We start from the raw sequence: 13,025 nt of genomic DNA on the forward strand, positions 1-13,025 counted from the left end.
CACGCCTCGGGCATGGGCGGCTCGGCGGAGGGGCTGTTCGTCGCCGAAATCGTGCTCCTGCTTCTGGTCGGGCGCGGGCTGGGCGAAATCTTCCAGCGCTACCGCCAGCCGGCGATCATGGGCCAGCTGATCGGCGGCATCCTGCTCGGACCGTCGCTGTTCGGTTGGCTCTGGCCCGACGCGCAGCACCTGATCTTTTCCACCGATCCGGCGCAGAAAAGCATGATCGATGCCGTCTCGCAGCTCGGCATCCTGCTCCTCCTCCTGCTCACCGGCATGGAGACGGACCTGCGCCTCGTTCGCCGGGTAGGTGCGGCCTGCTTCTCGATCTCGATCACTGGCGTCGTCCTGCCCTTTGCCTGCGGCTTCGCGCTGGCGCAGGTGCTGCCGGATTCCCTTCTGCCCGAGCCGACCGAGCGCATCGTCGCCGGACTGTTCCTCGGCACGGCGCTGTCGATCTCCTCGGTCAAGATCGTCGCCATGGTGGTGCGCGAAATGAACTTCATGCGCCGCAATCTCGGCCAGATCATCGTCTCCTCCGCCATCATCGAGGACACGTTCGGCTGGCTGATCATCGCCGTCACCTTCGGCATCGCCACCAATGGCAGCCTGCAGGTGCTGCCATTGGTGCTGACGGTCGCCGAAGTGGCGCTGTTCATGCTGGTCTCCTTCACCATCGGCCGCCGCCTGGTGTTCACCCTGATCCGCTGGAGCAACGATTCCTTCCGCAGCGAATACGCCGTCATATCGGTCATCCTGATCATCATGGGCGTGATGGCGCTGATCACCAACCTGATCGGCGTGCACACCGTGCTCGGCGCCTTCGTCGCCGGCATACTGGTCGGGGAATCGCCGATCTTGTCCGACCACATCGAAGGCCAGTTGCGCGGCGTCATCACGGCGCTGTTCATGCCGGTGTTCTTCGGCATGGCCGGCCTGTCCGCCGACCTCACCGTGCTTGCCGACCCGACGCTGGCGCTGCTGACGCTGGCGCTGGTGCTGATCGCCAGCATCGGCAAATTCTCGGGCGCCTTCCTCGGCGGCCGGCTGGCCGGCATGTCGCTGAAGGAGTCGATCGCCGTCGGCAGCGCCATGAACGCGCGCGGCTCGACAGAGGTCATCGTCGCCTCGATCGGCCTGTCGATGAACATCCTCTCCCACAATCTGTTCACGATGATCGTCACCATGGCCGTCATCACCACGCTGGCCATGCCGCCAATGCTGCGCTGGGCGCTCGGCCGGCTGCCGGTCGGCGATGCGGAAAAGCAGCGCGTCGACCGCGAACTGCTCGACGAGCGCGGCTTCGTCTCCAAGCTCGAGCGCCTGCTGCTGCTCGTCGACGACAGCCCGGTCGGCAAGTTCACCGCCTATCTCGCCGGTCTGGTCGGCGGCGGCAGCGGCATGCCGACCACGCTGCTCCACCTCGAAGGCGGGAAGCTGCCCGGCCCTGCCCGCGACAAAGGTTCCGAGCGGGCCTCGCAGCAGGTCAAGAAAGGGGCGGCCAGAAGCGCCAGGGCTGTCCGCAAGGCCGAGGATACGCCCGTCGACAAGGTCCACCTGACGGCCCGCACCGAGATCGAGGCCACCACGGAGACGATCGCCGCGGAAGCGCGCAAGGGCTACGGCCTGCTGCTGGTCGGGCTGGACAACGCGCTGACCGACAAGGGCACCTTCAGCGGCACGCTGAACGATATCACCAGCGGCTTCGACGGCCCGCTCTGCCTGGTGCTGAACGGTGCCAAATCCAGCGGCAAAATGCCGTTGCTGCGCACCAGTGCGACCATTCTGGTTCCCGTCAACGGCACCGAAGTCGCGCGGCGCGCGGCCGAGTTCGCGCTCGCCCTGGCGCGGCCGCACCGGGCCCGCGTGAAAGCCCTCTATGTCTCGCAGGCCCGCAAGGGCAGCCCGCCGAGCTCGGTTTCACACCGCCGCGAGGAGGCCGTGCTCAAGGATGTCGCCGATCTCGCCGATCGCTATGGCGTCGCCGTCGAGACCGCTATCAGGACGCGCGCCACGCCCGACAGGGCGATCGCCAGGGAGGTGGCCAAGGGCGCCGCCATGGTGGTGATGGGCGTCACGCAGCGGCCGGGCGAAGAGCTGTTCTTCGGCGACACGGCGACCGCGGTGCTGGCCGCCGTCGCCTGCCCGGTCGTGCTTCTGGCCAGCGACCGCGTCAGGCGAGCCGAAGCCGGCGCCGAGGAGGCGACAGCCGGGACCAGCGCCTGATGCCCCACAGTGCTACAGGCCGAAGAACTGCCGCCCGATCATGTAGCCCAGCGCCGCCGCGACCAGCGGAAACAGCGCCGGCGCGACCTTGCCGAAAAAGGAGACGCTTATGTCCTTGGGCGGCACATAGCGTCCATTGCCGAGATTCTTGGTCATTGCGTACCCCGAAAATTAGCAGATGCTTATTGACGCATGGCCGAATTAACGGATTGCAAATAAATTCGATCGAATAGCCGACCATTCCATGCGACCCACAGCCTAAAGCGCGTCGCATCGAAACGGATTCAGGCGACGCGCTTTAGGTCTTTGTTTTTATGCATGTCGTCTTCCCAAAACCGAGGTCACTTTTGGGCGACATGCATTATTTGTCGCCGATCTAGGCGCAGGCCGCACCGGCTACAGACAAGCCGCCCGGGCTTCGGCTAGAGTTTCCGCCAGACGCCACATAAGGGGGAGCATCGAGATGAGCGAAGCCAATTCAACGCCGGCCGGGCAGCCCAGCCCCGCCAATCCAAGACCGCTCGCGGAGATCGCCAGCTACCACGCCCATATCTACTATGACGGACAGGCCGAGCGGCAGCACGCCGAACGGCTGCGCCAGCGCATCGCCGAACGTTTCCGCGTGCGCCTCGGCAACTGGCACGACGGACCGGTCGGCCCGCACGGGCAGGCCATGTACCAGGTCTCCTTCGCCACCGGGATTTTCGCCACGCTGGTGCCATGGCTGATGCTGAACCACCAGGGCCTGAGCATCCTCATCCACCCCAACACCACCAACCCCAAGCGCGACCACCTGGTCGACCCGATCTGGATCGGCCGGGCGTTGGAGGTGCATGGCGAGGTGCTTGGCGAGGAGCATGAGGCGGAAGAGGCGCTGGAGGTGAATACGGAGCCGACGCTGGGGGCGTGAGTGCCCGCGCTGAGTGGCCGTTTGGCCCTCGCAGGTTTGATGAACCATGGGGAATGACAGGATGAAACCCTTGGCCGCCGAAACCTTGCCCTATCTGTCATCCGCGCTGCTCGACCGCCTGTCGATCTCGACAGTCGACATGGTCGACGAGATCGAACGCCAGATATCAGGTCAGAGGCGCGGCGAGGTCTGGTGCGCCCCGAAGGCGGTCGTGCTGCCGGGCGACGACCGCTACATCATGGCGACGCTTGGCGTTGCCTCCACGCCGCCCGTGCTGGCCACGAAGTCGCTTGTCGTCAATCCGCGCAACGCCGGGCGCGGACTGCCCACGCTCAATTCGCTGATCACGCTGCTCGACGCCGAAACGGGCCTGCCGCTTGCCCTGGTCGACGGCAATTGGGTGACCGAGAAACGCACGGCCGCCTTGAGCGCCGTCGCCGCCAGGCGCATGGCGAGCGGCGATGCATCATCCCTGGCCTTCATCGGCTGCGGCGTGCAGGCGCGCGGCCACCTCGAAGCCTTCGCCGACCTCTTCCCCTTGCGCGAAATCCGCGCCTTCGGCCGCGGCGCGGCCAATCGCGACGCGCTGTGCCAGATGGCACGCTCGCGAGGGCTGCAAGCAGTCCCATGCGACACGGCAAGGGCCGCGATCGAAGGCGCCGACATGGTGGTGACGACGGTGACCCTGGTGCCCAGGCCCGCGCCATTCCTCGATGCGAACTGGCTGAAGCCGGGAAGCTTCACCGTGATGACCGACCAGGCCCTGCCCTGGCTGCCCGAGACGATGCCCCGCTTCGACCGCATCATCGTCGACGACCTGGAGCAGGAAGCGAAAATGCCCAAGCCCATGATCGACCCCGGCCTGGTCGCCGGCGACCTGACGGGTTTGGTGTGCGGTGACTTTGTGGGGCGAGAGAGCCCGGGCGAGGCCACGGCGTTTGTTTTTCGGGGGCTGGCGGTTGGGGATCTGGCGGTGGCCGCGCTGGCGTATGAGCGGGCAAAGGTGGCTGGGGTCGTTCCCTCCTCGTGCGCAAACGCTGCTCGGGACAGCTTGTTGACATAACACCGGACGACACGACAGCAGTGGGATTCGGTTTGTTGAACACGCAGGCAGCGAGGAGAATTTTTGCCTTCTACGGAACGGCCGTAACGGAGGCTGGATGCATCATCAACCGACAGGACTTTCCAATTGATTTGGTAACCTTGCCGCACGACGACTAGCGACGAAGCCTATTCTGCAAACCTGCTACCGTGAGAACGAACTTGGCTTTGCCAAACTTCCCTGAATGAGGCAGCACACGATGTAGACGGGGCTCGTGCCGGTATCAATCGGATAAACGAACAGCCCATCCTCCACTGGAAACGGTACCTCTTTCTTCGGGCTGCAATCGAGAACACACAGCACTGCAATCCGTCGATTTGTTCCGACCGCATAGCTCACGGGCTGTGAAGCGTAGTGCTTGCAATCTTCAGGCAGCAGTTTCTTCGCCGTTTCAGATTTAAGCTCTATGCGGATGCCTCGAAAAGATAAATCCGTCCGGCCGCCCGTCGAATGGGCTTGTTCCTCTAGCGCCACGCCTATAGCCGGTTGTTGGCGAAGCCACTCGCGCACCTGTCGTTGAAACTCAGCTTCAGAAATGGCGGCGGGAAATTTGTTGTCCTGCACGGCCTGCCCCATGAGATTGGCAAGGGGAACGAGAACTGCAAGCAGGTCTTCAAGATCGTTTTCCGGAACAAGAGGTTCGAGGCGCAAAGCATCCCTCAAAGCGATGAGCTTCCTGTCGATGCCGGGATAGCCCGTAATCGGCTGCCGGCCCAGCTCGGAGCCATCCAGGCGAAGCGTTCTTTGCCCGGCAATGGAGACAGGTTTTTCCGATGGTGCCGGCTGAAATTCCGCCGAGTACATAAATTCGAATGGGCGCGCCTTGAGGTTCTGAGGTGCGTGCAAAATCATTCTGCCACGCTGCTGGAAGAAGTAGGGAGGCTCGCCAGACGGACGGGAAAATCGAAAGTTGGGAAGATCATAGCTGTCACGCGGCTCTAATGAGACCGGGCTTAATACCAAAGTGGTCGCCGTTTCTGGCCAGCGCGAGACACGCACCGCAATGTCGAGATCATGGGTCTCTCGCGGCCGAAGGGTCTGGATTCTCTCTGCGGTAGTTCCGTTGATTTTGAACTCGACGAAGGCAACCGTGAGATCAGGCTTTTGCTGCGTCGGAATCTGCTCCTGCTCGCGCGTCCAGTCGGGCCGCTCGAACGGGGGATCGGAAAAAATGGCGATTGGCAATGGAATGCCCGCAAGCTGCCGCCGCAAATGCCCAATTGCCGATATCTCGAATGCACCATTAATGGCGGATAAGACTTCGACCAAGCGCGTTACAAATGAATCAGGTTCCGACCCTTCTCGTAGTTGCTTCAACCGCAACCGTGCGGCACGCAAGAATCGGTCAGCATCAATTGCAGCGCTAAGCGATGCCTGTTCCCACTCAGTCAAAAAGCGAACGACCTCTAACGCGGTAGCAAGGGCATGCCAATGTTTTGCAGCTGGCGCGTCTCCGAACGCCTTCGCCACTCCGTTTGCGTCATGTGCGAGCGTCTCAAACGTCGTCGCATCGTCACGCGATCCCGCTGCTTGCAGGGCGAGAACCGACTTAGAGCGGACGGGAAAAACTTGATCGAGAATTGCGTTTTTGGACATCCGCCTGGAATTCCTTATATCGTTGAGCGTTTTCCTCCCATTGCCGCGCAAGGGCCTCTAAATCGCCCGTCCTACCCTCTGCGACGGCTTCTTCGAAGGCCGCAATAATTTCCACGGACTTCATCATTATTCGATGCCATTGATTGTGCACCGTCGCGTCGGGGCGGTTAACACCGGCCTCTGCGATCCTGCGCGCTTCTGCTAGGGCGCCCGCCCGGCCGAGTGCCTCAATAATGTGAAGCGCCAGCCAAGGCCGGTCCAACCCAATATCCATACCCAGCTTTGCAAGCTCGGCTTTGCGCGACAGGATAACTTCGTTCGGCAATTCTGCCAGCAAATCGAGTTCATCGCTTCGATGATCGCGGTCGTCGCTATCGGGAATGAGCTTGATTAAAAGATCAATGAACCCCTCAGTTCCGTAAAGAATCCTCCCCAGCGAGCTCAAGTGGTTTGTTAGGTAAAGCTGCTCAACACCCAGCAGCACCTTGATGAGGTACTGCCCGACCTCGCCAGCGGTGTTGCCAACCCCCCTGAGTTCATAAGCCAGGCGCTCCACGCAATCGACAAGGAAATCATCCTCGCCAGATTTTTGCGAATAGTGGCGAATCAAGTTGAGTAAAGCTTGAGCCGCCCGGTTTCGTAGGCTCTCCGGTAACTGGAAATAGCCGAGCGCACGGACTGCAGCCTTGTGGACCGCTACATATTGGTCCCACAACAACACCGAGAAAGCCTCGTAGACAAGCGGCGGGATATTCTCCTGCGGCGCTTTGCCGAGTGCCGCTGCGGCGTAGGCCCTTACCGCGACGGAATTTCCTACAAGTCCTGAATAGAGGTGAGGCAGAACCAAGTTCAGTCCTTCGACCGTGTCCCCAATATGCGCGATACAGGCAAGCATCATGCCTTTGAGATGGTCCCGGCCGTCCGGAATTTGATCGAAGAGGCCGATAACCTTTTTGACGAGCACGGGATCATCCTTGGCCGCGATGCTTGCCCATTCGACCAGTGACGTAATGAGATACGTGATGCTGCTGCGCCGATTGTTCCGCTCCATCAATTTCAGAACATTCTGCTCTTTAGGCGCGGGCGTTTCATCGTGGCGGCGCAGCCGGTCATCAAGCAGCAGGATTGCCCCTAACAATCCATCCAACTCTGCACGCGCAATATCGATCATTTCATACGGTCGCCCCCGGAAAACCTCCCGTGCGCATTGCAAGATTTCTTCGCTCTCCTCTGTTGTCGAGGCCCAAAGAAGCCGTTGAAAACATATCCGGTGAACACGCGAATCCGGGGAAATCGGCGGCTCATCATGACGATGCCCGCGCAACGGAGCTTCATAGATTTTGTAAGCTCGATCCTTGGTGTTTCGATCCGATGTGGTGATGAACTCCTGCACCAGCGTGTCGACCTCATCCGGAAAGTCAGCAAAAGCTACTGCCAAGGCATCACGCAGATGCCGAAAAGCCTTGTGGTGTTCGTCGAAATCATCGAGCAGCAACTCGGCGCGAGAGAACTTCGATATCATCGTGCGCAAAAAGCCGTGCATCGCGCGCGGGTCACTTTGCTGCAATACCAGCAAACCGCGCGCGGCCAGCTCGACCTGGTAGGTGTGCCGGGAGGAAAGCAGTCGATCCAATCCGGCCCTCACAGCCGCCTGGTGTGTTGTCCAAAGGGCGAGCAAAAGTTCGGGTTCTGGCTCCGGCATCGCTCGGCCAAAGCCATACTCGTTATAAGGCTTGGCGCGTTCGATGATGTTGGGCAGGGCCTCGGTGACAAGTGCTGCATCTGCCATTGAAAGCCTGCTCAGGAGCACGCGGCCTATCGTTTCTGTCGGCCGTGTTTGGGCCAAAGACGTAAGGGCGATCCTCACAATCCGCGCCGGATCAGCCTTCAGATGGTCAAGAACAGTGAGACCGGCTTCAGCAAACCACGTCTCCCGTTCGGCCAGGTCAAAAATGTAATCAACAATCGGTTGAGTGAAATGCTCTGGTGCGAGCCGCGCGCTTTCGCAAAGCCGGTCGCGGTGTTCCTGGTCGCGGTGTTCATCGTATTCGTCAATATGATCGACAATCGCACTGGACACAGAACCCAAGCCTACCCGCAATTGCGAGCGGGCCAGCTTTCTAGAATTCTGTATCTCCAATCGCCGCGCTTCCGCCGCGGTTGCCTCTTTTGCCTCTTCCGCGCGCCGCTCGTCCCGCTCTTTGACCAGGCTCAAAAGGTTGGGAATGCTGACTGGTTTCCGATGTTTGCAGTCGATGCAATTCCGGTCGTAGAAATCAAGCGCCGCGTCCTGCAAGTCCCACGTGAACATGCCGCCAGCGGTGGCGTAGTCGCATTTCAAACCATGGTGGCCAATTGGAAGGCCGGTGGCTTGCTCAACCAGGCCGGTGCCGCCATGTTTTTCGACTTTCGCGTGCGCGCACCAATTGCGCACAAGCTCCATCGCCGCGCGGTTTCGTTCGCCTGCCTCGATAGCCTTTTGAATTTCCTTGTCCACGGGGCGAAATCCTGACGCGAAATTCAGCGTCGACTTGAGATGGAGAAAATGGGAACATACATAGAACGAATAGTAGAATCCATAGTATCGCGTGCCAAGGACGAATGGCGATGCGTTCGATACCTTGTCCGCAGGATTTTGGAAAAAAAGTACATCATGGGCAGTAATTTCCAAATCATTCAGCTTGGTATCGAGCCAGAAGCTTTGAAGAAATTCCCGAATCGCCAGCGCAACCAGCTTGTGGGCTGCATGCACGCCCACAACGAGCTCGCCGTATTGAACCGCCTTCTGATGTTTTCACTCAACGACGTGGGAGATGGGGAGCTTCACGACGATGCTCATGGCGTTCAAATGTGGACAATTATGCAGTTACTCAGCGGCAAGCTGTTCGAGACGTGGAATATGCTGGCGGAACGTCTTCTGGCGGCAAAACCGGAAGATCCAGCCATCACGGGCCTGAGTGACCAGCACAAAATCAGCCTTGCCTGGCTTAAGGATTATTTTGGCGAACCGAGCCTCAAAGAAACAGCGCTTCGCACAATCCGCGACAAGACAGCCTTTCACTACGACAGGCTGAATTTGGATCAGGCCGTCGCCAGCCTCACCGAGCAAGAAAGCAAGGTGTATCTGGCTGAGTATCCTGCCAATAGTTGCTATTATGTCGGGGCAGCATTGGTGTTCCGCGCCGCTTTTACGCTGGTAGCAGATAAAGCAATTGATACCGCAACAATGAGCGACGGCGAGCGCATGGAGGCTGGCGCCAAGATCGCACTTGACGCCTTGAATGAGGCCAACCTTCACATTCACAATGTTCTCTATGGGCTCATCGACGGATTGTTGCAGGTGGCAATCGGAATGCCGCTTGAGCACGTTGAACAGCTTCGCATTCCGGTGGTGGACTCACCCGCGCCAACGGTCATAGGTCTGCCGATGTTTGTGGACATTGGGAACGGAGAAAGGTGAAGGAGAATGCCTGACAGGTTCATTGCTGACTTTCTTGTCGAGTCCAATATTGTCCTCACAAACGAGAGCAAAAAGCTGTCCTATCCGGCTCCAAACGGTGAGTACGAGGTTCACATATCTGATGCCAAGGCGAGCGATGATCCCGACGCCAGTTTGAATATGCAGGTCATTTTACATGCGGAAGACATTGATGAGGCCGAAGAGCAGGCCCGACCAATACTCAGGAAATTTCTACATCTTTTAAGCTTTGTCACCAATAGCCAGTTTCGGATTCATCGGCTGGTGCGGCTCGTTAATTGGACGCCTGGCGTGGAGCGCCGAGAGGCCTATTTCTATTCCTCGGCGTATAGCGAGCCACCCATTCAAGCCCTGACCAGTGGTCTTCTGAGAACCGTTGAGAACCTTCAGAAGGAAGGTCCCAATCCGCTGGCTGAGGCTGCGTTGATGTGGTTCGCCAATGGGGTCGGTGCCTCGACTATGGAGGATCAGTTCCAATATTTTTGGTTTGTGGTGGAGACGGTTGCAGTTGGCACAAAATCCGCGATGAAAGTAACTGACAAATGCCAGAAATGCGGGGGCGGTCTGGTTTGTAGTTCATGTGGCAAGGCTTCCGAACACAGGCCGTTTGGAAAACAGGTCATCCGAACATTGTTTGAACGGCTGGGTTTTGCAGAAGAGGTGATCGAGTTCTTTTTCTACATACGGAACGCGCTCATGCACGGAGAGGCCAGGGAGGTAATCGAGGAGAAACTGACAGCGAGGCAGCCGAAATTTTCTTTCGAAAAGGCCGTGGATTTCATAGGCAAAGCGGCATTCGGTGCAGCTCAAATGGCTTTTACCCACGGCCAAAGGTCCGTGAAGCCTGGACAAATGCTCTTTCCCAGCACGTACGTGTCCCGGAAAATGACCGGCAAGTTTCGGATGATTATAGGCGTCGAAGGCGACGTCAATGATCCGAAGATTGAAGACGTAATGATGCCGGAAATCTCGCTCGTTCCGATTGGTAGCGTAGGATCCAACCCGGGGAGTAATTGAATTTCGACGTTTGGCAATGCGCGGGATTCGAACCCATTCGCTGAAAGTAGTCTGTTAGCGCTCGAAAATCTCCCGGGCAAAGACCGCTTTTGGTGGTTGCCCACCGCAGTTCTAGCGACCTACATGAGGCGCCAAGCTCCCACTATATTCAACTCGTCCCTCCCCCTCACCCCCCCGCCAGCCGCGGCAGCAAAAAAATCTCCGCCCCCGGCGGCAGTTCCTTCGACCAGGTATCCCGATAGATCGTGCCGTCGATCGCGACAGCAATCCCGCGATCGATCCATGGCTCCAGGCCGGGATACTGTTCAGCCAGTTTCCTGAACAGCTCCCTTATGTCCTTGGCTTCGACCTCGACCTTGCTCTTGCCTCCGGCGGTCGTGGCGAGTGCACCCCAGAGCGTGACTTCGACCATTGCGCCGCTTGCCCCTGCCCTAGCCTTCCCGTTCCGCCTCGATCGCCGCCAGGATGCGCGGCGGCGACATCGGGATGTGGGTCATGCGCACGCCGGCGGCGTTCGACACCGCGTTGGCGATCGCCGCCAGCGGCGGCACGATCGAGGTTTCGCCGACGCCGCGCACGCCATAGGGGTGGTTGGGGTTGGGGATTTCCAGGATCTGCGTGTCGATCATCGGCAGGTCGGAGCAGACCGGGATGCGGTAGTCGAGGAAGCCGGCGTTCTGCAGCCGGCCGTCCTTGCCGTAAATATACTCCTCGTTGAGCGCCCAGCCGATGCCTTGCGCGGCACCGCCCTGGTACTGGCCCTCGACATAGGTCGGGTGCACCGCCTTGCCGGCATCCTGCACCACCGTGTAGCGGATCACCCTGGTCGAACCCGTCTCGGGGTCGACCTCGACGTCGCATATATGGGTGGCGAAGGAGACGCCGGCGCCGTCGGCGACGAGTTCGCTGTGGCCGGCGATCGGCCCGCCGGTGGTGCCGGATTTGGCCGCGATTTCCTTCAGCGACAGCTTGCCGAGATTGCCGTGCTTCTCGCCCTTGGCGACCGCGTGGCCCTGTTCCCAGACCACGTCGTCGACGGAAATATCCCACATCTGCGCGGCGCGCTCGCGCAGGATCTTGATCGCGTTGCGGGCGGCCGAGATTGTCGCCATGGACGACGAGAAGGTACCCCGGCTGCCGTCGGTCATGTCGTTATAGCCGAGGCTCGACGTGTCGGCGACGATGGCCTTCAGCTGGCTGTAGTCGATGCCGAGCTCCTCCGCCGCCACCAGCGACAGCGAGGCGCGGGAGCCGCCGACATCGACCGTGCCGACGGCGAGCGAGACCGAGCCGTCCATGCCGATGTTCAGGTCGACGCAGGTCTGGCCGCCGAAATTGAACCAGAAGCCGCAGGCCATGCCGCGTCCCTGGTTCTTCTTGAGCGGCGCCTTCATGTGCGGATGGACTTTCACCGCTTCCAGCGTCGGGCCGATGCCGATCGGGCCGTAGACCGGGCCGTAGGACGAGCGCGTGCCTTCCTGGGCGGCGTTCCTGATGCGGAACTCGACCGGATCCATGCCGAGTTCCTTGGCGAGCTCGTCGACGGTGCTTTCCACCGCGAAGGCCGCCATCGGCGCCGACGGCGCGCGGTAGGCGGCGGTCTTGGGCCGGTTGACCAGCACTTCGAAGCCCACGGTCTTGACGTTGTCTAGACGATAGCAGGCAAACGCCGTCATGGCGCCGATCTCGGCCCATGAACCGGCATAGGGACCGGCGGAATAGCGCAGCGTCGCTTCGGCCGCCGTGATGGTGCCGTCCTTGCGGGCGCCGATCTTGACGTCGATCGAGGTGGCGCTGGTCGGGCCCGAGGCGCGGAACACCTCGTCGCGGGTCATCACCAGCTTCACCGGGCGTCCGGCCTTGCGCGACAGAGCAAGCGCCACCGGCTCGGCCCAGACATGGGTCTTGCCGCCGAAACCGCCGCCGATTTCCGAGGAGGTGACGCGCAGCTTCGAGGCTTCCATGCCGAGCAGCTGCGCGCAGTGCTGGCGGTAGACGAAATGCCCCTGAGTGCAGACCCACAGGTCGGCGGTGCCGTCGGTGCTGACATTGGCCACGCAGGCATGCGGCTCGATATAGCCCTGGTGCGTCTGCTCGGTCTTGAACGAGCGCTCGACGATGAAATCGGAGTGGCCGAAACCCTGATGAACGTCGCCATGGCCGAACTGCGAGCGCTTGGTGACGTTGGACGGCTTGACCGGCTTTTCCTCCAGCCCCTCGGTGAAGACCGTGTCGTTGATCAGCGGCGCGTGGTGCTGCATCGCCTCGTCGACATCGGTGACATGCGGCAGCACTTCGTAGTCGACCTCGATCAGCTTCAGCGCTTGCCTGGCCGTGCGGGCATCGATCGCCGCGACAGCGGCCACCGCGTGGCCGTCATAGAGCGCCTTGGTGCGCGCCATGCAATTGTCGAGGATGTCGTACATGGCGGCATCGCCATCGGTCAGATCAGGCAGGTCGGCGGCGGTGATCACCGCCTTGACGCCGGCGAGCGCTTCCGCCTTCGAGGTGTCGATCTTGCGGATCTTGGCATGCGCGTGCGGGCTGCGCAGCACCCGGCCGACCAGCTGGCCGGCCATGTTGAAGTCGGCGCCGTAGCGGGCGCGGCCGGTCACCTTGTCGACGCCGTCGGGACGGATCGGGCGCGTGCCGACGGAAGCGAATTTACGCCCTGAAAAACGCGGATCGAAATTCAT

Annotated in this window: 10 protein-coding genes; 5 read left to right on the forward strand and 5 right to left on the reverse strand. The window is 60.6% G+C overall.

Going from position 1 to position 13,025, the window contains the following annotated elements:
- Positions 1 to 12 precede the first annotated feature (12 nt).
- Positions 13 to 2,226: a cation:proton antiporter domain-containing protein gene (locus tag C7I87_RS05560; protein ID WP_149903460.1), complete on the forward strand. Its 2,214-nt coding sequence runs from the start codon at positions 13 to 15 to the stop codon at positions 2,224 to 2,226.
- 12 nt (positions 2,227 to 2,238) lie between these two features.
- Here C7I87_RS05560 and C7I87_RS35100 read toward each other — a convergent pair whose 3' ends face one another.
- A complete protein-coding gene (locus tag C7I87_RS35100) occupies positions 2,239 to 2,382 on the reverse strand; it encodes a hypothetical protein (RefSeq protein ID WP_188393739.1) in 144 nt (47 codons plus the stop codon).
- Positions 2,383 to 2,689: 307 nt separating this feature from the next.
- Between C7I87_RS35100 and C7I87_RS05565 the strand changes: the two genes are divergently transcribed.
- Positions 2,690 to 3,136 (forward strand): DOPA 4,5-dioxygenase family protein, encoded by a 447-nt coding sequence (locus C7I87_RS05565; protein WP_149903271.1) that lies wholly within the window; start codon positions 2,690 to 2,692, stop codon positions 3,134 to 3,136.
- Between the two features lie 61 nt (positions 3,137 to 3,197).
- Positions 3,198 to 4,199 (forward strand): ornithine cyclodeaminase family protein, encoded by a 1,002-nt coding sequence (locus tag C7I87_RS05570; RefSeq protein WP_149903272.1) that lies wholly within the window; start codon positions 3,198 to 3,200, stop codon positions 4,197 to 4,199.
- Between the two features lie 183 nt (positions 4,200 to 4,382).
- On the opposite strand, the gene C7I87_RS05575 is transcribed toward C7I87_RS05570, so the two are convergent.
- The gene (locus tag C7I87_RS05575; RefSeq protein ID WP_149903273.1) at positions 4,383 to 5,834 is read right to left on the reverse strand and encodes a hypothetical protein; all 1,452 of its coding nucleotides are present in this window, start codon (positions 5,832 to 5,834) and stop codon (positions 4,383 to 4,385) included.
- On the reverse strand, positions 5,788 to 8,331 hold the full coding sequence (locus C7I87_RS35105) for a hypothetical protein (protein ID WP_188393740.1): 2,544 nt from the start codon (positions 8,329 to 8,331) through the stop codon (positions 5,788 to 5,790). The genes C7I87_RS05575 and C7I87_RS35105 overlap by 47 nt, the downstream gene beginning before the upstream one ends.
- Positions 8,332 to 8,487: 156 nt before the next feature.
- Between C7I87_RS35105 and C7I87_RS05585 the strand changes: the two genes are divergently transcribed.
- Together C7I87_RS05585 and mauJ are read left to right on the forward strand one after the other, a co-directional pair.
- Positions 8,488 to 9,294, forward strand: coding sequence for a hypothetical protein (locus tag C7I87_RS05585; protein ID WP_149903274.1), 807 nt, complete (start codon positions 8,488 to 8,490; stop codon positions 9,292 to 9,294).
- Positions 9,295 to 9,300: 6 nt separating this feature from the next.
- Positions 9,301 to 10,329 carry a methylamine utilization protein MauJ gene (gene mauJ, locus C7I87_RS05590; RefSeq protein WP_149903275.1) on the forward strand — a complete coding sequence of 343 codons (1,029 nt, stop codon included), beginning with the start codon at positions 9,301 to 9,303 and terminating at the stop codon, positions 10,327 to 10,329.
- Positions 10,330 to 10,495: 166 nt separating this feature from the next.
- Here the strand turns inward: mauJ and C7I87_RS05595 are convergent, their stop codons facing one another.
- Both C7I87_RS05595 and C7I87_RS05600 read right to left on the reverse strand, forming a co-directional pair.
- The gene (locus tag C7I87_RS05595; RefSeq protein WP_140509248.1) at positions 10,496 to 10,741 is read right to left on the reverse strand and encodes a MoaD/ThiS family protein; all 246 of its coding nucleotides are present in this window, start codon (positions 10,739 to 10,741) and stop codon (positions 10,496 to 10,498) included.
- 19 nt (positions 10,742 to 10,760) lie between these two features.
- Positions 10,761 to 13,025 carry a xanthine dehydrogenase family protein molybdopterin-binding subunit gene (locus tag C7I87_RS05600; RefSeq protein ID WP_149903276.1) on the reverse strand — a complete coding sequence of 755 codons (2,265 nt, stop codon included), beginning with the start codon at positions 13,023 to 13,025 and terminating at the stop codon, positions 10,761 to 10,763.

The sequence above is a fragment of the Mesorhizobium sp. SARCC-RB16n genome, assembly GCF_008520305.1.
In the GTDB taxonomy this organism is placed as follows: Bacteria; Pseudomonadota; Alphaproteobacteria; order Rhizobiales; family Rhizobiaceae; genus Mesorhizobium.